Annotated in this window: 16 protein-coding genes; 10 read left to right on the forward strand and 6 right to left on the reverse strand. The window is 68.4% G+C overall.

All coding sequences use genetic code 11. The features are described 5' to 3' along the window. Nucleotides 1–313 precede the first annotated feature (313 nt). From ABLE93_RS00570 to rnd, 3 genes are all read left to right on the forward strand, one after another. Complete coding sequence (locus tag ABLE93_RS00570; RefSeq protein WP_348837135.1) at nt 314–2593, forward strand: putative bifunctional diguanylate cyclase/phosphodiesterase; 2280 nt, start codon at nt 314–316, stop codon at nt 2591–2593. A 300-nt stretch (nt 2594–2893) separates the two neighbouring features. Continuing rightward, entirely contained in the window at nt 2894–5236 is a 2343-nt protein-coding gene (locus ABLE93_RS00575) for a putative bifunctional diguanylate cyclase/phosphodiesterase (RefSeq protein WP_348837137.1), read from the forward strand. A 55-nt stretch (nt 5237–5291) separates the two neighbouring features. Beyond that, nucleotides 5292–6440 carry a ribonuclease D gene (gene rnd, locus ABLE93_RS00580; RefSeq protein WP_348837138.1) on the forward strand — a complete coding sequence of 383 codons (1149 nt, stop codon included), beginning with the start codon at nt 5292–5294 and terminating at the stop codon, nt 6438–6440. 45 nt (nt 6441–6485) lie between these two features. Here the strand turns inward: rnd and gmk are convergent, their stop codons facing one another. From gmk to ABLE93_RS00605, 5 genes are all read right to left on the reverse strand, one after another. Continuing rightward, nucleotides 6486–7181 (reverse strand): guanylate kinase, encoded by a 696-nt coding sequence (gene gmk / locus ABLE93_RS00585; RefSeq protein WP_510182953.1) that lies wholly within the window; start codon nt 7179–7181, stop codon nt 6486–6488. 11 nt (nt 7182–7192) lie between these two features. Continuing rightward, the gene (locus ABLE93_RS00590; protein ID WP_348837140.1) at nt 7193–8125 is read right to left on the reverse strand and encodes a YicC/YloC family endoribonuclease; all 933 of its coding nucleotides are present in this window, start codon (nt 8123–8125) and stop codon (nt 7193–7195) included. Nucleotides 8126–8143: 18 nt separating this feature from the next. Then, on the reverse strand, nt 8144–9508 hold the full coding sequence (gene mltG / locus ABLE93_RS00595; RefSeq protein ID WP_348837142.1) for an endolytic transglycosylase MltG: 1365 nt from the start codon (nt 9506–9508) through the stop codon (nt 8144–8146). A gap of 157 nt (nt 9509–9665) precedes the next feature. Continuing rightward, nucleotides 9666–10928 (reverse strand): beta-ketoacyl-ACP synthase II, encoded by a 1263-nt coding sequence (fabF, locus tag ABLE93_RS00600; RefSeq protein ID WP_348837144.1) that lies wholly within the window; start codon nt 10926–10928, stop codon nt 9666–9668. A gap of 109 nt (nt 10929–11037) precedes the next feature. After that, the gene (locus tag ABLE93_RS00605; RefSeq protein ID WP_012115109.1) at nt 11038–11274 is read right to left on the reverse strand and encodes an acyl carrier protein; all 237 of its coding nucleotides are present in this window, start codon (nt 11272–11274) and stop codon (nt 11038–11040) included. Nucleotides 11275–11882: 608 nt separating this feature from the next. On the opposite strand from ABLE93_RS00605, the gene murA reads away from it, so the two are divergent. The 7 genes from murA to ABLE93_RS00640 all read left to right on the forward strand — a co-directional run bounded on the left by murA (nt 11883) and on the right by ABLE93_RS00640 (nt 20026). Continuing rightward, nucleotides 11883–13172, forward strand: coding sequence for a UDP-N-acetylglucosamine 1-carboxyvinyltransferase (gene murA / locus ABLE93_RS00610; protein WP_348837147.1), 1290 nt, complete (start codon nt 11883–11885; stop codon nt 13170–13172). 75 nt (nt 13173–13247) lie between these two features. Further along, nucleotides 13248–13778 (forward strand): CDP-alcohol phosphatidyltransferase family protein, encoded by a 531-nt coding sequence (locus ABLE93_RS00615; protein ID WP_348837148.1) that lies wholly within the window; start codon nt 13248–13250, stop codon nt 13776–13778. Between the two features lie 56 nt (nt 13779–13834). Continuing rightward, entirely contained in the window at nt 13835–15049 is a 1215-nt protein-coding gene (locus tag ABLE93_RS00620) for an AI-2E family transporter (RefSeq protein ID WP_348837149.1), read from the forward strand. A gap of 3 nt (nt 15050–15052) precedes the next feature. Then, the gene (locus tag ABLE93_RS00625) at nt 15053–15754 is read left to right on the forward strand and encodes an HdaA/DnaA family protein (RefSeq protein ID WP_348837150.1); all 702 of its coding nucleotides are present in this window, start codon (nt 15053–15055) and stop codon (nt 15752–15754) included. A gap of 126 nt (nt 15755–15880) precedes the next feature. Then, the gene (locus ABLE93_RS00630) at nt 15881–18055 is read left to right on the forward strand and encodes an RNA degradosome polyphosphate kinase (protein WP_348838436.1); all 2175 of its coding nucleotides are present in this window, start codon (nt 15881–15883) and stop codon (nt 18053–18055) included. A 13-nt stretch (nt 18056–18068) separates the two neighbouring features. Next, nucleotides 18069–19580, forward strand: a complete 1512-nt coding sequence (gene ppx / locus ABLE93_RS00635) for an exopolyphosphatase (protein ID WP_348838437.1) — start codon at nt 18069–18071, stop codon at nt 19578–19580. Nucleotides 19581–19726: 146 nt separating this feature from the next. Beyond that, nucleotides 19727–20026, forward strand: a complete 300-nt coding sequence (locus tag ABLE93_RS00640) for a hypothetical protein (RefSeq protein WP_348837151.1) — start codon at nt 19727–19729, stop codon at nt 20024–20026. A 32-nt stretch (nt 20027–20058) separates the two neighbouring features. Here ABLE93_RS00640 and ABLE93_RS00645 read toward each other — a convergent pair whose 3' ends face one another. Continuing rightward, the gene (locus ABLE93_RS00645) at nt 20059–20856 is read right to left on the reverse strand and encodes a sulfotransferase family protein (RefSeq protein ID WP_348837152.1); all 798 of its coding nucleotides are present in this window, start codon (nt 20854–20856) and stop codon (nt 20059–20061) included. Nucleotides 20857–20923 lie beyond the last annotated feature (67 nt).

The following is a 20923-nucleotide window of genomic DNA, read 5'->3' on the forward strand; positions in this document are numbered from 1 at the left end:
GAACGGGGGAAGACGCAGGGCCAAGGGGCCGGTCCCGGGTGTCCCGCGCGCAGCCCTTGCGGCGCGCGCCGGACGCCCGAGGCTTCGATCCGTGCCGGGCGCAGCGTCACCGCGCGCCGCGGCGCGAAAGTCCGCGTCTGAGGCGGGGGGAAGGTGCATGCGCTCCGCCCCATGTCAAGCGCACAGTCCTATCCTCAAGTTTTCAAAGGATGTAGCATCTTCACTCGGCGTCGCTCGATCCAACCGTCGAACGCGCAACAGCGGGTGGGAGCGTGAGCCATCCATGATGATGCGGCAGCGCCGGGACGGGAAGGTGCCCCCACCACTGCGGCCGAGGCGGCGCAGTCCCGGATGGCTGGTCCTCGTCGGCGGCCTGCTGATCGCCGCCGTGCTGGCAGCCACCGCGACGCTCGTTGCTAGCCAGCGGAAGGATGGCATCGCCGACCGCACCCGCGAGCTTGATAATCTGGCGATCACGCTGGCGGAGCAGACCACCCGCGCCTTCAAGAGCCTGAGCCTCATTCAGGATGACTTCATCGACGAAGTTCGCGAGCAGACGATCGAAACGCGCGCGCAGCTCCTCGACGCCATGGGATCCCACCAGGTCCACAGCGTGATGCACGAGAAGATCTCGGGGCTCCCCTACGTGGATGCGCTGACGATGATCGATGAGACGGGCCAGCTCATCAACTTCTCCCGGTACTGGCCGATTCCGAAGGTGAATGTCGCAGACAGGGACTATTTCCGGGCGCTCAGTACCATGCGCGGGCCGGACACCTTCATCAGCGAGCCGGTGCCCAACCGGGGAACCGGCACCGTCACCATCTATCTCGCGCGGCGCTTCGCCAATGCGCAGGGGAGCTTCCTCGGCCTCGTGCTCGGGGCGATGCAGCAGTCCTATTTCGAGCGCTTCTACAGCAACATTCGTCTCGGCAAGGACGGGATGATCGCGCTGGTGCGGGCGGATGGGGCGCTGCTGGCGCGCCACCCCGGCTCGGCCGGGCTGCCGCCCCGGGACGAGGCGGTACGTGCCCAGACGGCTGCCACAGTCTTCCGCAATGGGACGAACATCGAGCTGCCGCCGGGCACGCTCGATGAGAAGCTGCGCCTCGCCGCCGTCCAGCCGGTCGAGAACCTGCCGGTGGCCGTTGTGGTCAGCGACAGCGCCGCCGCCATCGACGCCGTCCTGTGGCAGCGCGCGACGCCGCTCATGGTGGCTTCCGGCATGCTGTGCCTTACCATCGCCCTCGCCACCTACGGCATCGGCCGCCACCTGCGGGATGAACGCGCCTTCGCCGAGGGCCAACACGCCATGGCGCGGCTCGACATCCTCACCGGCCTGCCCAATCGCCTCGACTTTTCGGAGCGGCTGGAGGCGATGCTGGCCGAGCCGGGAGGCCGGCCCTTCGCCCTGCTTTTCGTGGACCTCGATTATTTCAAGGCCATCAACGACACCCTCGGCCACGCGGCCGGCGACACGCTGCTTGTGGAGTTGGCCGAGCGCCTGCGCCGGCTGATGGGACCCGAAGACACGGTGGCACGCCTCGGTGGCGACGAGTTCGCCGTCCTCCAGGTCGGCGCCGTCGAGGACGAGGAGGCGATGGAATTCGCCCAGCACCTCATCGACGCCATGCGCAAACCCATGTTCCTCGGGCTGCACCGGGTCATCAGCGGGGCCAGCGTCGGCATCGTGCTATCGCCGAAGGACGGCACGGAGGTCTCCCAGCTGCTGAAGAATGCCGACCTCGCGCTCTATCGGGCAAAGACCGACGGGCGCGGGATCGCTCGCGTCTTCGCCGAGGAGATGGAGCAGTCCGCCCGCGAGCGCCGCGAGATCGAGGTGGACGTGCAGACCGCGTGGCGGGAGCGCCAGTTTTTCCTGGTCTACCAGCCCATCATCGAGGCGAAGTCTGGCCGCATCGCCGGCTTCGAGGCCCTGGTGCGGTGGCGCCATCCCGTGCGGGGCATGATCGAGCCGAGCAAGTTCATCCCGGTGGCCGAGGAAACCGGCCTCATCCTACCGCTGGGGGCCTGGGTGTTGCAGGAGGCCTGCACCATGGCAACGCGGTGGCCCCCGGACGTCTTCGTTTCGGTCAATCTCTCGCCCATCCAGTTCCGAGGGGCAGAGGCCTTCCGCCAGGTGCGCAATGCCCTGGAGGTATCCGGGCTCGAGCCTTCGCGCCTCGAGGTCGAGATCACTGAATCGACCCTGCTACATGAAGGGCCCATGGTGCGGGCAACTCTGGAGCAGTTCAGCGAGGAAGGCATAACGGTCGCCCTCGACGATTTCGGAACCGGATACTCCTCACTGGGCTATCTGCGGACGCTCAGCATCGGCCGGATCAAGGTCGATCGCTCCTTCGTCGATCAGGTGGAGGAGTCGCCCCAGAGCCTCGCCATCGTCCGCGCCATCGTCGGCCTCGCCCGCACGCTCGGGCTCTCCTGCACTGCCGAGGGAATCGAGACGGAAGGCCAGCGGCGCATCCTGACGGAGGAAGGCTGCACCCACCTGCAGGGCTATCTCATTGGACGGCCCGAGACAGGCGACGAGGCCCTGAACCGCGCCCGAGGCTCAACTACGGTCGTAATATAGTACCCTTAACCGTCATTGCAGACGTCTTCCGCGGGCCCTTATGCCGATGCGCATCAAGGATCACCGCTGCATTCTGCGGCGTGCCGCCATCCAAATATGACAGATTTGCGTATTTGGATCAGCGCCTGCCTTGTTTAGAATTGGCCTAATGTTGATCGCAGGGATCCAACGCACGGAAAGCCGGTGCGGGGGCCCGGCCGAAAGCTCCTCATCGGGCCGGGGCTATGCGGCGGGGGGCGGCCACGGCCCGCGATTGTCGCGGCCGGTGCATGGAAGGGCAGAAGGACACCGGGAACAAGAATGCCCACTCTGACGCCATACGGGGAAAAGTCGCCTCCGCTGCCTCACCTGGCCGTCGAAGCGCGGGGAAAGGCCAAAGCCGCTCCTTGGTCGACCCTGGAAAAAGAGCTGCTCATCTACTGCGTGGTGTTGGTGGCCGTGGTCGTTCTTGCGACCGTCGCCCTGCTGACCTCCCTTCAGCGCAGCATGATCGACGACCGCCTCAAGGGATTGTCGAACCTCACCACGTCCATCTCCGCCGAGGCCCAACGTCTGTTGCAGGCGATCGAATATGTCGAGGAGGGGCTCGCCCAGCGGCTGGCCGATGCCAATGTGGGGAGCCAGCAGCGGCTGGAAGAATACTTCGCCACGCGCGACGCCCATCTGATGCTGCGAGGGACGATCGCCGGCCTGCCCTTCATCGACGGGCTGAGCGTGGCGGACGCCGCAGGTAACATCGTCGGCACCACCCGGTCCTGGCCCTCCCAGAAGGTCAACGTCGCCGACCGACCCTATTTTCAGACCGTCACGCGATCGAATGCGCCGGAAACCTTCATCAGCATGCCGCTCACGAGCCGCCTCACGGGCCGGCCTAGCATTCTGATTGCCCGCAGGTTGACTGCGCCCGACGGCTCCCTGCTAGGGGTCATTATCGCCACGATCGAGTTGAACGAGCTTGAGTCCGCGCTCGCCAGGATCGACCTCGGCCCGGCCGGGCTTATCGCCCTTGTCCGCGACGACGGGGCGCGGCTCGCCGGCTCCCCTGCCCGCGCGCCCCTCGACCAGACGCGTCCCACCGAATCCTTGGCCCGCGGCGCGGCGGCGCTTGCCCGCGTCCCGCCGGCGGGCGGGATCATCCCCGTCGGCACGCTGGATGAGCACGAGCGCTTCGCCGCGGTGGCCAAGATGCCGTCCTGGTCCTCCACGCTGGTGGTCAGCGAGACGCGCAAATCCGTCGTCTCGAACATCTGGCAGACGCTTTTCCCCGTCGTTCTGGCGGCGCTGCTGATCTGCCTCCTCACTCTGCTGGGCACTGCCTTCGTGATCCGCCAGCTGCGCAACCAGGGCAGGCTGGCGGCCCTGGAACACGTCCAGGCGCGGCGCGACGTGCTCACCGGCCTGCCGAACCGCCTCCAGTTCGCCGAGGACATCCAGATTCTCGGCGCGGACGGCAGCACGGCCCCCTTCGCGCTTTTGCTGATCGACCTCGACTACTTCAAGGTGGTCAACGACAGTCTCGGCCACGACGTGGGAGACGGCGTGCTGCAATCCCTCGCCCGGCGCATGTCCGGCGTGCTGGGGCCGCGCGATACCGTCGCCCGGCTCGGCGGCGACGAGTTCGCCATCGTGCGGCAGGGCGTGGTGGGCAACGAGGACGCGCTGGAGCTCGCCCGCGCCCTGACCGAGGCCGTGCGCGAGCCGTTCCACATCGAGCATCGGCAGGTGGTGATCGGCTGCACCGTGGGCATCGCCCTCTGTCCGCGCGACGGGGACAACGTGCTCAGCCTGCTCAAGAGCGCGGATCTCGCCCTCTATCACGCCAAACGCCTCGGCCACGGCTCGATTTCGGTTTTCTCGCCGTCCCTCGGGGAAGCCGCGCGCGCGCGGCACAATCTGCAGATCCGCCTCGACGAGGCCTGGCGCGAGCGCCAGTTCACCCTCGCCTACCAACCGATCTTCGAGACGAAGTCGCGCCGCCTGTCCGGATTCGAGGTGCTGCTGCGCTGGACCCACCCCGAGCTGGGCCCGGTGCGTCCGGACATTTTCGTGCCCATCGCCGAGGAGACCGGCCTCATCATCCCCATCGGCGCCTGGGTGCTGGAGGAAGCCTGCCGGGCTGCGGCCCAATGGCCCTGCGACCTCACCGTCTCGGTCAATCTCTCGCCGGTGCAGTTTCGCGGCGGCGCCGTGATGGCGCAGGTTCTGAACGCCTTGAAGCGCACAGGACTGCCGAGCCAGAGACTGGAACTGGAGATCACCGAATCGGCCCTGCTGCAGGACGGGCCAGCCGTGCGCGCAGCGCTGGAGCAGTTCCACGACGCCGGCATTGCCGTGGCGCTGGACGATTTCGGCACGGGCTATTCCTCGCTGAGCCACCTCAAGTATCTGCACATCAACCGCATCAAGGTCGACCGAAGCTTCGTGAGCAACGTCGCCGACGACCCGCGGGACCGGGCCATCATCGAATCGATGTTCGGCCTTGCGCGCTCGCTGACGCTGAAAAGTACGGCGGAGGGCATCGAGAGCGAGGCGCAGGTGGAAATCGTGCGCCGGCAAGGCTGTACCCACCTCCAGGGCTATCTCCTCGGCCGCCCTTGCTCGGCCGAGGATGCGCTGAAGCTCGCCCTCGCGCCCGTATCTTGACCCAGAAGCGCCACATTCTCTTCCACGAAGCGCACGTGATGGGTATGTTCCCGTCATGGACCCGATCACCTCGACCGAGGCGCTGGCCACAGCCTGCGAGCGTCTCGCGCGCCACCCGTTCGTTACCGTCGATACCGAGTTTCTGCGGGAGACCACGTTCTGGCCGAAGCTGTGCGTGGTCCAGGTGGCTTCGCCCGACGAGGCCATCCTCATCGACGCCCTCGCCGACGGACTGGACCTTACCCCGTTCTATCGCCTGATGGGCAATGAGCGGGTGATGAAGGTGTTTCACGCCGGCCGTCAGGACATCGAGATCATCTGGCACCAGGCGCGCCTCATTCCTCACCCGGTTTTCGACACCCAGGTGGCGGCGATGGTGCTGGGATACGGCGACAGCATTTCCTACGACCAGCTGGTCCAGCGCACCACCGGGCATGCCCTCGACAAGTCGTCCCGCTTCACCGACTGGTCGCGCCGCCCGCTCAGCCAGGCGCAGATCACCTACGCCATCGCGGACGTGACCCATCTGCGCGACATCTACATGAAGCTCACCGCCGATCTCGATGCACGCGGGCGCGGCGAATGGGTGGGCGAGGAGATGCACGTCCTCACGTCGCCCTCCACCTATGAGCAGCATCCAGAAAGTGCCTGGGAGCGGCTGAAGTCGCGGGTGCGCAAGCCGCGCGAGCTGGCCGTTCTGGCGGAGGTGGCGGCGTGGCGCGAGCGCGAGGCGCAGACCCGCGATCTGCCGCGCGGCCGCGTCATCAAGGACGAAGTGATCGGCGAGATCGCCGTTCAGCAGCCGCAGACGCCGGAGAAATTGGCGGAGCTGCGCTCCCTGCCCAAGGGCTTCGAGCGCTCGCGCTACGGCGAGGCCGTGCTGGAGGCGGTCAAGCGCGGCATTGCGCGCGACCCCAAGACCCTGCCCCGCATCGAACGCGACAAGCCCCTGCCCAACGGGGCCAATGCCACGGTGGAGCTGCTCAAGGTTCTGTTGCGCATGACCGCGGAGCAGAATGCCGTCGCCGCCAAGGTGATCGCCACCACCGAGGACCTGGAACGCATCGCGGTGAGCGACGAGGCCGACGTGCCCGCGCTGAAGGGCTGGCGGCGGGAATTGTTCGGCGAGCGGGCCCTCGCCCTCAAGGCCGGCCGGCTGGCGCTGGCGGTGGACAAGGGCCGCGTGGTGGCGGTGGAGAAGTAGCGTCCCCCCTCGCACCACAAGGAGTTCGGCTCGCCCACGACCTGCTCACAAATGGTCGCGCAGGCCCTTCACGAAGCTGGAGAGGCCGGTGAGGCGGCGGCGCTTCAGCCGCTCGGCCTGAAGGATGGCGGTGAGCTTGGCCAGGCTGTCCGGCACATCGTGGTTGATGATGATGTAATCGTACTCGGTGTAATGGCTGATCTCGTCGGACGCCTTGGCCATGCGCTGGCGGACGACCTCGTCTGCATCCTGCGCCCGCGATCGCAGCCGCTGCTCGAGATCCGCCGCGGTGGGCGGCAGGATGAAGACCTTCACGAGGTCCTGCTGGGCGGTCTCGCCCAGTTGCTGGGTGCCCTGCCAGTCGATGTCGAAGAGCACGTCCCGCCCGGCGGACAGCGCCTCCTCCACCGCCGTGCGGGGGGTGCCGTAGAGGTTGTCGAAGACCGTGGCGTGCTCCAGAAGCTGGCCCTCGTCCCGCATCCGGTGGAAGGTGTCGCGGTCGACGAAGAAATAGTCCTTGCCGTCCACCTCGCCGGGACGTGGCGCGCGGGTGGTGACGGAAACGGACATGGTGATGCGCTCGTCGCTCGCCAGAAGCAGCCGCGACAGGGTGGTCTTGCCGGCGCCGGAGGGCGAGGAAAGAACCAGCATCAGCCCTCGCCGGGCGAGCACACCGGCGCCGGGCTTCCAGCCCGGCAGCGCGAAATGCGACGACACGGAGGACGAGGCGGAATTCGGCATCGCGGCGCGCTTCACTCGAGGTTCTGGATCTGCTCGCGGAACTGGTCCACCAGCAGCTTCAGGTCAAGCCCGATCTGCGTGAGCGCCACCGAATTCGACTTGGAGCACAGGGTGTTCGCCTCGCGGTTGAACTCCTGCGCGAGGAAGTCCAGCCGCCGTCCGGCAGGTCCGCCGGCGGCGAGGAGCTCGCGCGCGGCGGCGATGTGGGCGGACAGGCGGTCCAGCTCCTCGCGCACGTCGGCCTTGGTGACGGCGAGGATCGCCTCCTGATGCAGGCGGTCAGGGTCGAGGGAGGCGGCCTCCATCAGCACCCGGACCTGATCGGTGATGCGCGCCTTCACCGCCTCCGCGCTGCGCTCGGGCAGGCGCTCGGCCCGGTGGACAAGGCCGGCGATGGAATCGAGGCGGCCGGTGAGGATGGCCTTAAGCGCATCGCCCTCCCGCGCCCGCATGGCGCCCAGCTCGGCCAGGGCCTGCTCGAAGCCGGCGAAGACGGCCGCCATCAGCTCGCGGCGCTCGTCCTCGCTGTCCTCGGGCTCGGCGATCTCCACCATCCCCTTCACCGCCAGCAGGGCATCGAGGGTGGGCTGGGGAGCGCCGAGGCGGCGGGCGCTTTCGCCGAGCACCTGATAGAGCGATTCGAGGGCGGGCTGGTTCACCCGCACCGCGCCCGCCTCGCCCTCGCGGCTGGCGGCGAGGCTGGCGGAGACGGATCCACGCGACAGCACCTGCCCGGTGCGGGTGCGAACGTCCACCTCCAGCACCTCGAAGCCGGGCGGCAGGCGCAGGCGCAGGTCCAGCCCCTTGCCGTTGACCGAGCGCACTTCCCACACGAAGCGCCAGGCCCCGTGCGAGCCGGCGACCCGGGCGAAACCGGTCATGCTGGCGACGGGCGCGGGAGCCCGGTTGACGGCCGCTCGCTTGATGATGGGGCCCGCGGCCATCCCGTCGTCTCCGTAGTGTCAGTTGGCGCTGGCGGGGGCCGGCGCGGCCGGGGCTGCGCCCTGCTCGATGGCGCGCCAGCGTGCCACATTCTTGTTGTGGTCCGTCAGCGTCTCGGCGAAGGCGTGGCCGCCGGTGCCGTCGGCGACGAAATAAAGGTCCTTGGTGCGCGGCGGGTTGGCCGCCGCCGCCAGCGCGTCGCGGCCCGGATTGCAGATGGGGCCGGGCGGCAGGCCGTCGATGGCGTAGGTGTTGTACGCGGTGGCCGTGGCGATGTCGGTGCGGCTGATGGGCCGCCCCAGCGAGCCGCGCCCGCCGACGACGCCATAGATGATGGTCGGGTCCGACTGGAGCCGCATCTTGCGATTGAGGCGGTTGACGAAGACCGCGGCGACCTTGGGCCGCTCGTCCGCCTGCCCGGTCTCCTTCTCGACGATGGACGCAAGCGTCACCAGCTCCTGCGGGCTTCTGACCGGCAGGTCAGGCGCGCGCTTGGCCCAGACGGCGGCCACCACCTTCTTCTGCGCCTCCGCCATCTCCTGCAGCAGCGCTTCGCGGGACATGCCGCGGTGGATGCGATAGGTCTCCGGCAGCAGCGTGCCCTCCTGGGGCACGGTCGGCGTGCCGGTGAGCAGCTCGTTGTCCATCAGCCGCTTGACCACCTGCTGGCTGGTGAGGCCCTCGGGTATCGTGACCTGATGGAGCACCACCTTGCCCGAGGCGATGGTGTCGATGACGCTGGCCACTGACTGGCCCGGCTTGAACACGTATTCGCCGGCCTTCAGCGAGGCGTCGGGCCGGCCGAGCTTCTGGCCCGCGACGAACACCATCCAGCTTTCCACCACGCCCTCGCGCTCGAGGATCTCGGCCATGTCGCGCACGCCGGCGCCGCGCGGGATGTTCACCACCTTCTCGGTGGTGAGGGGGCCGGGCTCGGTGAAGGCGCGCTGGCCATACCAGCCGGCAAGGCCCACAGAGACAAACAGGAACAGCAGGAAGGTGAAGATGCCGCTGCCGATGGTCACCGCCGGGTGACGCGCGCTGCGCGACGGCTTCTGCGGCTTCGCGGGCTTGCCTGACGAGCGCCCGCCACGGCCGGATGCCTTCGGCGGCGCCTTGGCCACCGGCTTCGACTGGGCATCGGCGATGCGACCGCCCGGACGCGACGGCGGCACCGGCGCGCGCGGCGGAATGGCGGGCGCCGGCCGGGACTGGCCGGGCGGCAGGAGCGGAGAGCCCTCTTCCCCCGCCGACTGCCGCGAGGCGTCGCCGGGGAGAGAGCCGGCGGACGGGGCGGCCGGCGTCGCGTCGGGCGCGGACGGCTGGTCCGCACCGGTCCGCTCCGGCGTTCCGTTGGTCGCTGATCCCTCGTTGGGCTGGGCCATCCCGGGCTCCCTTGTCGTCGGCGAAGGCTCCGACCGCTGCACGCAAGCCAGTAAGCCACCTTTGGAAGGCTTGCTAAAGGGACATTCGGGCGCAACGGCGGCATCTGACCCTGCGTCGTCAGGCCGGCTTCGCAGCCGGCCGGGCGGGGCAGGCCCGTCAGGCGTCGAAGCGGCGGAAGATCAGCGACGCGTTGGTGCCGCCGAACCCAAACGAGTTGGAGAGAACGGCGTCGATCTTGCGCGGCTTGGGGGTCAGCGGCACGAGGTCGATGGGCGTCTCCACCGAGGGATTGTCGAGGTTCAGCGTCGCGGGTGCGATCTGGTCGCGGATGGCGAGGATGGAAAAGATCGCCTCAACCGAGCCCGCGGCGCCGAGCAGATGGCCGATGGAGGACTTGGTCGACGACATGGCGGTCTTGGCCGCGGCGTTGCCCAACAGCCGCTCCACCGCCTTGAGCTCGATCTCGTCGGCCATGGTGGAGGTGCCATGGGCGTTGATGTAGTCGATGTCGTCCGCCGTTATCCCCGCGCGCTTCAGCGCCGCCGACATGCAGCGATAGGCGCCGTCGCCGTCCATGGACGGGGCGGTGATGTGAAACGCGTCGCCCGACAGGCCGTAGCCGACCAGCTCGGCATAGATCTTGGCGCCGCGGGCCTTGGCGTGCTCCAGCTCCTCCAGCACCACCACGCCAGCACCCTCGCCCATGACGAAGCCGTCGCGGTCCTTGTCATAGGGGCGCGAGGCGCGGGTGGGGTCGTCGTTGAAGGCGGTGCAGAGCGCCTTGCAGGCGGCAAAGCCCGCGATGGACAGCCGGTTGATGGGCGATTCGGTGCCGCCCGCGACCATCACGTCCGCATCGCCGAGGGCGATGAGGCGGCCGGCATCGCCGATGGCGTGGGCGCCGGTGGAGCAGGCCGTGACCACCGCATGGTTCGGCCCCTTGAGGCCATGCTGGATAGAGACGTAGCCGCCGGCGAGATTGATGAGGCGGCCGGGGATGAAGAAGGGCGAGATGCGCCGCGGCCCGCGCTCCTTGAGCAGCAGGGACGCCTCGGCGATGCCCTCGATGCCGCCGATGCCGGAGCCGATGAGCACGCCCGTGGAAATCTGGTCCTCATAGGCCGAGGGGTGCCAGCCGGCGTCGTCGAGAGCCTGGGTAGCGGCCGCCATGGCGAAGACGATGAATTCGTCGACCTTGCGCTGCTCCTTGGGCTCCATCCACTGGTCGGCATTGAAGGTGCCGTCGGACCCGTCGCCGCGCGGAATGTTCGCCGCGATCTTGCAGGCGAGGTCGGCGACCTCGAGATGGCTGATCGCCTTGACGCCGCTTTCGCCGGCGATGAGCCGCCGCCAGGTCGGCTCGACGCCGCAGGCGAGCGGCGTCACCATGCCGAGGCCGGTGACGACAACACGTCTCATGGGAAAAACTCCGGGAGGCGGGCGATCAGCGCGCCTCGCGCGCGGCCCGGTGCAACAACGGCCGCGGGCGCAAGGCGCCGCGCGACCGCCAGATGGACACGCCTTGGGATCAAGCCGCGTTCTTTTCCAGGAACTTGATCGCGTCGCCCACAGTCAGGATGGTCTCGGCGGCATCGTCCGGGATCTCGCAGTTGAAGGCCTCCTCGAAGGCCATCACGAGTTCCACGGTGTCGAGGCTGTCGGCGCCGAGATCGTCGATGAAGGAGGCGCTCTCCGTGACCTTCTCGGGTTCCACCCCCAGATGCTCCGCGACAATCTTCTTCACCCGCTCGGCGATGTCACTCATAGATCGAACCCTCGGTTGTTCGGATAATCCCGTTGCCGTTCGGCGGCTGGAGGAGGGCATAATGCCTTTTTTCCGCCGTGCCCAGTCCCCCTCGATCGCGAAGGAGACGCGAATCCGGCCCGCCCGCCCCTCGCGCCGCGCGCGGGCGATGGGGCCTTTGAATGCGCCCGCGCCCGGCCCAGCAATGCGGCTCGTTAGCACACTCCCTGCGGCAAGGCCAGCGAAGGCGCCACTCCTCGCGCGCGAGAGCTTCCCGCCTTGCACGCACCCGACCCGCACCCTTGCACGCGGGGCCCGCCAGCGCTACCCCGATGGGGAGAGATCCTATGTCGGCTGACAACGAGAAATCCGAGCGCCTCGCCGCCGCCCTGAGGGCCAATCTCGCCCGCCGGAAGGCGCAGGCGCGCGCCCGGCGCGCGCCTCCCGATACCCCCGCCGGCACCGGCGGAGCGCCTTCCGGTGGAAATCCTGCAATCGGCGGGGACGACGCCCCTCGGGGCGGGGAACCGGAGATTGTGCCGAAGGACGAGCCGGGCTAGAGCTTTTCCCTTACATCCGCTTTCGGCTGGCTCTGGGGGGAGGCCTGCCGTCGGGAGGGACAGGACGGCATGGACAAGATTCGCATCGTTGGCGGAAACGAGCTTAAGGGCACCATTCCCATCTCCGGTGCGAAGAACGCGGCCCTCCCGCTGATGATCTCCAGCCTCCTCACCGAGGAAAAGCTGATCCTCGAGAATGTCCCCCGCCTCGCCGACGTGGCGCTGCTCCAGCGCATCCTCGGCAACCACGGCGTCGACATCACCACCAACGGCAAGCGCAACGGCGACGACCCCTACGCCGGCCAGACGCTGGAGATCGACGCCCGGGTCATCGTCGACACCATCGCCCCCTACGATCTGGTGTCGAAGATGCGCGCCTCCTTCTGGGTGCTTGGCCCGCTGCTGGCCCGCATGGGCGTGGCCAAGGTGTCGCTCCCCGGCGGCTGCGCCATCGGCACCCGGCCGGTGGATTTCCACCTCGATGCGCTGCGCGCCCTCGGCGCGGACATCGAAATCGACGCCGGCTACGTCCTCGCCCGCGCCCCCAACGGCCTCACCGGCGCCCGCATCGTCTTCCCGAAGGTGTCGGTCGGCGCCACCCACACAGCGCTGATGGCCGCCAGCCTCGCCCGCGGCGAGAGCATCATCGAGAACGCCGCCTGCGAGCCGGAAATCGTCGACCTCGCCGACTGCCTCATCAAGATGGGTGCCCGCATCGAGGGCGCCGGCACACCCACAATCCAGGTGGAAGGCGTGCCGCGGCTGCGGGCCGCCCGCCACGCGGTGCTGCCCGATCGCATCGAGACCGGCACCTATGCCATGGCCACCGCGATGACCGGCGGCGACGTGATGCTCGCCGGCGCCCGGCCCGACCTGCTGGAGGATGCGCTGGAGACCCTGCGCCACGCCGGCGCGGAGATCGACTGCACCAACGAGGGCATCCGCGTGCGCCGCAACGGCGCCGGCATCCTCCCCGTGGAGGTCTCCACCGCGCCCTATCCGGGCTTCCCCACCGACCTCCAGGCCCAGCTGATGGCCCTGATGACAAAGGCCAAGGGCCGCTCGCGCATCACCGAGACCATCTTCGAGAATCGCTTCATGCACGTGCAGGAGCTGGCCCGGCTCGGCGCCCGCATCCACCTCGACGGCGACACCGCCACAGTGGAGGGCGTGGAGCGTCTCACCGGCGCCCCAGTGATGGCGACCGACCTGCGCGCCTCCGTGTCCCTCGTCATCGCTGGCCTCGCCGCCGAGGGCGAGACCATGGTGCAGCGCGTCTATCACCTCGATCGCGGTTTCGAGAAGCTTGAGGACAAGCTCTCGCGCTGCGGCGCCGAGATCGAGCGCATCAGCGGCTGACCTTGCCGGACCGGCGGGGCGAAGAGGCGCCTTGCCGTCCGATCGCTTCAGGTCCCTTGGGGTGGCGGAAGAGCCGTGAGCCTGCCGAACATCATCACCCTGCTGCGCATCTTCCTGGTGCCCGCCGTGGTGTGGTCCATCACCGCCGGAGAGCCGCTGCTGGCCTTCTGGCTGTTCCTCGCCGCCGGCGTCTCGGACGCGCTGGACGGCTTCGTCGCCAAGCGCTTCCACATGCAGACGGAGCTCGGCTCCTATCTCGATCCGGTGGCCGACAAGGCGCTCCTCGTCTCCATCTATGTGACTTTGGCGGTGGTTGAGCTGATCCCCCGCTGGGTCGCCATCGCCGTGGTGTCGCGCGACGTGATGATCGTCGGCGCCGTGGTGCTCTCGCTCACCATGGCCAAGCCGGTGGCCATCAGCCCGCTGCTGGTGTCCAAGGTGAACACCGCTGCGCAGATCTCCTTTGCCGCCTTCGTGCTCGCCAGCGCAGGATTCGGACTGGCCATGCCGGGGCTGTTCGATGTGGGGCTGGTCCTGGTGGGGCTCTTGACGTGCCTTTCCGCCGCTGCCTATCTCGCTGCATGGACACGCCACATGGCAGGCTGAGGGGCAGCTGACTGGCGATCGGCCCCATCGGGCCTCCGGCTGAAGGGTGAACGGCGATGGACGGCGACCGTACCCCCCTCTCCGAACTGCGGAGCGAGGGACCGCCCCAGCCCCGGCGCAACACGGCGTTCGGGCGCCTTCCGCGCATGCCCGTGCCACTGCATTCCGAAAGCGAGGGCGCGACCGTGCGCATTCAGGCGCGCTTCTGGGTGGGCGCGCTGCTGCTGACAGCGGTCGTGCTCTGGCTGCTGGGCGGCATCCTTCTGCCCTTCGTCGCCGGCATCGTGCTCGCCTACTTCCTCAATCCGGTGGTCGCGCGGCTCGAGCGCCTGGGCGTCGCCCGCACCCTGTCGGCGCTGGTGGTGGTCGGCATCATGCTTTTGCTGGTGATGCTGTTCTTCCTGCTCGCCTTGCCGATCCTGTCGTCCCAGCTGTTCGAGTTCATCCAGCGCCTGCCGTCCTACGTCACCCGCCTGCAGGGCCTCCTCACGGAGGAAAACCGGGAATGGCTGAGCGGGATCGTCGGCGATCGACTGCCGGACATGCAGCGCTCCATTTCGGACCTCATGACCCAGGGCGTCAGCCACGTCCTCGGCCTCCTGTCGTCGGTCTGGTCCGGCGGGCAGGCGCTGATCTCTCTGTTCGCCCTGCTGGTCGTGACGCCGGTGGTGGTCTTCTACATCCTGTGCGACTGGAACAGCATGGTCGCCTTCGTGGACAGTCTGGTGCCGGTGCCGCACCGGCCGGTGGTGCGCGGCCTTGCCCGGGCGATGGACGCCGCCGTCGCCGGCTTCGTGCGCGGCCAGGCCATGGTGTGCCTGCTGCTGGGCACCTTTTATGCCGTGGCGCTCACCATGGCGGGGCTTAATTTCGGCCTGCTTATCGGCATCGTCTCCGGGGTCATCACCTTCATCCCCTACGTGGGCTCGCTGACCGGCTTCGTGCTGGCCATGGGCGTCGCCATCGTTCAGTTCTTCCCGGACTGGGGCATGATCGGAACGGTCCTCGCCATCTTCGTCGCCGGCCAGACCATCGAGGGCTACGTGCTGTCGCCCAAGCTGGTGGGCGACAGCATCGGCGTCCATCCGGTGTGGCTGATGTTCGCCCTGTTCGCTTTCGGCTATCTGTTCGGCTTCGTCGGTCTGCTGCTGGCTGTGCCGCTGACGGCGGTCGCGGGCGTGCTGGTGCGGTTCGCCATTGCCCGCTATCTCCAGTCCTCGCTCTACCAGGGGCCGCCGGACGACACAGTGTCACCGCCGGAGAGCCGCTGACCCATGGCCGCTCCCCCGCGCCAGCTGCCGCTCGATCTGCCGAACCAGCCGGCGCTGCGCCGCGAGGACTTCCTCGCAGCCCCCGGCAACGCCGCCGCCCTCGCCCTCATCGACGCCTTCCCTGACTGGCCGGCCCGGGTGGTCTGCCTCGTCGGCCCCGAGGGCGCGGGCAAGAGCCACCTCGCCGCCATTTTCGCCGAGCGCTCCGGTGCCCGCACCCTCCCTGCCCGCGCGCTGGAGCGCGAGGGGGTGCCGGAGGCGCTCTCCACCGGCGCGCTGGTGCTGGAGGACCTTGCGGCCGGCACCTTCAGCGAGGCCGCCCTCTTCCACCTGCTGAACCTCGCCCGCGAACAGCAGGCCTATCTGCTGATGACTGCACGCACCGCCCCCTCCGGCTTCGCCCTCGCCACCGCGGACCTCGCGTCCCGCCTGCGGGCGGTCCCGGTGTTCGAGATCGACCCGGCTGGGGATGCCTTGCTTGCGGCCGTGCTGGTGAAGCTGTTCGCCGACCGGCAGCTCGCCGTGGACGAGCCAACGGTGCAATATCTGCTTCTGCGCATGCAGCGCTCGGTGGCCGGTGCCAAGCGCGTGGTCGACGCCCTCGACCAGGCGGCCTTGGCGGCAAGGCGACCGGTGACGCGGTCGCTGGCGGCGCAGGTGCTCAAGGAACAGCCGGCTCTGGCAAGCCAGGACGAGGAAGATTGAGCGTCCGGACAATGCCCGCTGCGCTGAAAAACAACGCCCGCCTGCGTCCCAGACGTGCGTCATAGAGTAGTCATCTAACGCGGCCATGGTCCGGCCGAAAAGCGCGGGGGACCGAGCATCATGGGTATGAATGAGGCTGCAGCTCTGGCCGAGGACGACAGCGTCGCCGGGGTGGCGGAGGCTCTGGCGCAGTCGCCGCAGCGCTTCATCAATCGCGAGATTTCCTGGCTGCACTTCAACCGGCGCGTGCTGGAAGAGGCGGAGAACCGCAACCACCCGCTGCTGGAGCAACTGCGCTTCCTCTCCATCTCGGCCAACAACCTCGACGAATTCTTCATGGTCCGAGTCGCCGGCCTGAAAGAGCAGATCCGCGAGGGCGTGCAGACGCCGAGCCCCGACGGACTGACCCCCAGCGAACAGCTTGCCACCATCCTTACCACCGCGGCCCAGCTCATTTCCGACCAGCAGGCCCGGTGGCTGGAGCTGAGGCGCGACCTTGCCGGCGTGGGCATCGTCCTGGTGGACGGGGCGGACGCCTCCGGCGACGACCTGGCGCTGCTGGAGCGGCACTTCCTCAACTACGTCTTCCCGGTCCTGACCCCGCTCGCCATCGACCCGGCGCACCCCTTCCCCTTCATCCCCAACCTGGGCTTCTCCCTCGCGCTCCAGCTGGTGCGCCAGTCGGACGGCCGAGGGATGAACGCGCTCATCCGCATCCCAGCCAAGGTGGAACGCTTCATCCGCCTGCCCGACCTCGGCACGGGCGCCCTGCGGTTCATCACGCTCGAGCAGATGATCGGCCTGTTCATCTCCCGCCTCTTCCCCGGCTATGCGGTGAAGGGCCAAGGCGTGTTCCGGGTGATCCGCGACAGCGATCTGGAAATCGAGGAGGAGGCGGAAGACCTCGTCCGCCTGTTCGAGACCGCGCTGAAGCAGCGCCGCTATGGGGAGGTGATCCGCATGGAGGCGGACGCCGCCATGCCGGACGAACTGCGCAACTTCGTCGCCCGCGAGCTGGGCGTGAACGACGACGAGATCTTCGTGGTCGGCGGCGTGCTGGCCCTCAACGAATTCTCGCAGCTGGTCTCGGTGGACCGGCCGGACCTCAAGTTTCAGTCCTACAACGCGCGATTTCCCGAACGCATCCGCGACCACGGCGGAGACTGCTTTCTCGCTATTCGCGAGAAGGACATACTGGTTCACCACCCTTATGAATCCTTTGACGTGGTGGTTCAGTTTCTGCGCCAGGCCGCCCGCGATCCCAACGTCGTCGCCATCAAGCAGACCCTCTACCGCACCTCCTCCGACAGCCCCATCGTGAAGGCGCTGGCCGAGGCCGCGGAGGCCGGCAAGTCGGTCACCGCGCTGGTGGAGCTCAAGGCCCGCTTCGACGAGGAGGCCAACATCCGCTGGGCACGCGACCTGGAACGCGCCGGCGTGCAGGTGGTGTTCGGCTTCATCGAGCTGAAGACCCACGGCAAATTGTCCATGGCGGTGCGGCGGGAGGGGACCTCGCTCGCCACCTACGTCCATGTGGGCACCGGCAACTACCATCCCATCACCGCGCGCATCTACACCGACCTCAGCTTCTTCACCGCCGATCCGGTGATCGCCCAGGACGTGGCCCGCATCTTCAACTTCATCACCGGCTATGCGACCCCCGGCGAGCTCGACGCCATGGCGGTGTCGCCCACCGGCCTCAAGCCGCGTCTCCTCGGCCACATCGCCGACGAGATCGAGTTCGCCCGTTCCGGCCGGCCCGCCGCCATCTGGCTGAAGTGCAACTCGCTGGTGGACCCCGAGATCATCGACGCGCTCTACGAGGCCAGCAACGCCGGCGTGCAGGTGGATTGCGTCATCCGCGGCATCTGCTGCCTGCGGCCCGGCATCCCCGGCCTTTCGGAGAACATCCGGGTCAAGTCCATCGTCGGGCGCTTCCTGGAGCACTCGCGTATCTACTGCTTCGGTGGCGGGCACGGCCTGCCGAGCCCGAGCGCCATCGTCTACATCTCGTCCGCCGATTTGATGCCGCGCAACCTCGACCGCCGCGTCGAAACCCTGTGCCCCATCACCAACCCCACGGTGCACGAGCAGGTGCTCGACCAGATCATGGTTGCGAACCTCATCGACAACCAGCAGAGCTGGCGCGTGTTGCCGGATGGCTCCTCGGAACGCATAGTCCCGGCCCCGGGCGAGGAGCCGTTCAACGCCCATCAATATTTCATGACCAATCCGAGCTTGTCCGGCCGTGGAAAGTCTCTCAAAGATTCTTCGCCGCGCAGCCTCTTCGTCCGCCGTTGAGACGGGCGAGGAGCTGCATCGCGCGCCCGGCCGGCTGATTCACGGCGCACCGGTCGCAGTCATCGACATCGGGTCCAACTCGGTCCGCCTCGTGGTCTATGAGGGCCTGAGCCGCGCGCTCACCCCCATCTTCAACGAGAAGGCACTGTGCGGGCTCGGCCGCGAGGTTCTGTCCACCGGTCGGCTGGCGCAGGACGCGGTGGACCGCGCCTTCACCGCGCTGCGCCGCTTCCGCGCCCTGTGCGACGCCATGGAGGTGGGCGAGGTGCACGCCCTCGCCACCGCCGCAGCGCGCGACGCGGAGAACGGCCCGGCCTTCATCGCCGAGTGCGAGGCCATCTGCGGAACCTCCATCGAGCTGCTCACCGGCAAGCGCGAGGCGGAGCTTGCCGCCGCCGGCATCGTAGCCGGCGTGCACGCGCCGGACGGCATCGTCGGCGACCTCGGCGGCGGCTCCCTCGAACTGGTGGACGTGAAGGGCGCCAGCGTCGGGACCGGTGTCACCCTGCCCCTCGGCGGCCTTGCCCTGCAGGACCGCTCCTCGCGCTCCACCCGCAAGGCGGAGAAGATCGTCCGCGACACCATTCCCGAAGCCTCGGTGCTGGACGGGCTCGCCGGGCGCACCTTCTACGCGGTGGGCGGCACCTGGCGGGCGCTGGCGCGGCTGCACATGTTCACCAAGGGCTACCCGCTGCACGTGATGCACGGCTACGTCATTCCGGCCCGCGAAGCGCTCGACTTCACCCGCATCGTGCACCGCGCCGACACGGAGGCGCTCGCCCATATCGACGTAATCTCCGACGCCCGACGGCCGCTCCTCGCCTATGGCGCGCTGGTGCTCGAGAACATCGTGCGGCAAGGCCGTCCGTCCGAGGTGGTGATCTCGGCCCTCGGCGTGCGCGAGGGGCTGCTCTACTCGCTTCTGCCCGAGGCCGAAAAGAGCGGTGACCCGCTCCTGCTGGCCGCGGCCGAGCTGAACGTCCTGCGCTCGCGCGCGCCCCGCCACGGCGAGGAACTGGTGGCCTGGACCGACGGCTTCTTCGCCTCCGCCCCGGTGCTGGAAGAGGCCGAGGACGAACGGCGCCTGCGCCGGGCGGCGTGCCTGTTGGCCGATGTGGGCTGGCGTGCCCACCCGGACTATCGGGGCGAGCAGAGCCTCAACATGATCGCCCATGCGGCGTTCGCCGGCATCGACCACCCCGGCCGCGCCTATGTCGCCCTGTCGGTCTATTTCCGGCACGCCGGACTCGGCGCCGACGAGAGCGACACGCGCATCCTGGAGCTCGTGACCACGGGCATGCTGGACCGTGCGCGCATTCTCGGGGCGGCCATGCGGGTCGCCTACATCCTGTCCGCCGGCATGCCGTCGATCCTGCCGCGCATGCCCCTAACGGTGCGCGGCGACCAGCTCGTGCTCGCGGTGCCGCGGGCGCTGGTGGCGCTCGCCAACGAGCGGGTGCAGAACCGCCTGCGCCAGCTCGCCCGCCTGGTCGGTCGCGAGCCGGCGATGGAGCACTATGACTGAGCCTGGGCGCGTCCGCCGAGGCCTGTGATGGAGATCAGCTTTAGGCGTCGGTCGAGCGGCCCACAGCAGGCGCTGATTGACCTGCGGGGGTGGTCGTCGCAAGTCCGCCTGAATTTGCCGTCACTCTTTCAGCCATGAAACAGCTCGTGAACCTTTTTGGCGGCCTCGCCGGCCTCGTGGTGGCGGGTCTCGTGGGCCTTGCGCTCTTCACCCTTGTCGGCGGCCTGATTCTGGTGGCCGGCATCGTCATCACCGCTTTGGTCATCGGCGGCGGGGTCTATGCCCTCGTTACCGGCAAGGCGCCCGGCATGCGCAACAGCCCGTTCTCGGTTCGGGTTTTCGACCTGCGCACCGGCCGGCCGACCGGTGGCGCGCCTTATGGCGGCGTGCCTGATGAAACCGGCATGATTGACGTGACCCCGCCCAAGGAGCACCGCCGCAGCTGAGGCCGCGGCGTCTTCTCGTTCCGATGGCGCGATCAATTCGCCAGTGCGGCGGCGGTGTTGCCGGCGGAGGCTATGGCTCCGGCCGCCGTCCAGCACGAGGCGTCGAGCCGGCTGTGCCGGGTGAAGGTTGCGAGGTCCTCGGCGTAGGTTTCGGCGAGGTAGATCGCATCGGCATCGCTCACGGGTGCCGCGGGCTTGCCTTCGAAAATGCGGCCCGGCTGTACCGGCACGCGCTCCACACCGAGGAAATCGAAAACCCGACCGAGGGTGGCGTGGTGCGCGTTGGCGAGATCGTCCTGGCGCAGCATCAGAACCTGCTCGCGCGGAAAAATGCCGAGCAGCCGCTCAACCTGCGCGCCATAGAAGCCGCGCTCCACGTAGGAAAAGTACCGCCGGCGGGCATCCATCGCCGCAATCCCGTCAAGGCGGCGACGGCCGGCGCGGATGGCGGTGGAGAAATCCAGGTCGTCATTGCCCAAGGCGCGACTCATGCGCCAGTGCGCATGGGCGCGCTCGACCGGGTCCCGAAAAACGGCGATCACCTTGACGTCGGGATTGTAGGCGTGGAGTCGCTCCAGCGCCTGCGGCCACCAGATGTACGAGGGCGTCGCCTCGCCGAGGATGCGGCCGCGATGCTTGGGAAAGCGGCGCAGATAATCCCGATAGTCGGGCCGGCGCCAGCACCGGCTTTCATCGTCGAAGAAGTGCAGTTCCTTCACATCAGGAACGGCGATCTTCGGGTGCTGGGAGAGGAAATGAAAAAGCGCTGTCGTGCCTGCCTTCTGCACTCCGACGACGGCGAAGTGGACACGGGGCGTGATTGCGAACATGGCAGCGGCGGCTCCAAGGCACGGCAATGGGGCAGCGCTCAGCGCGCCTGACCTTTACCATTGTGCC

It is taken from the genome of Xanthobacter pollutisoli (assembly GCF_040044995.1).
Classification (GTDB): domain Bacteria; phylum Pseudomonadota; class Alphaproteobacteria; order Rhizobiales; family Xanthobacteraceae; genus Xanthobacter.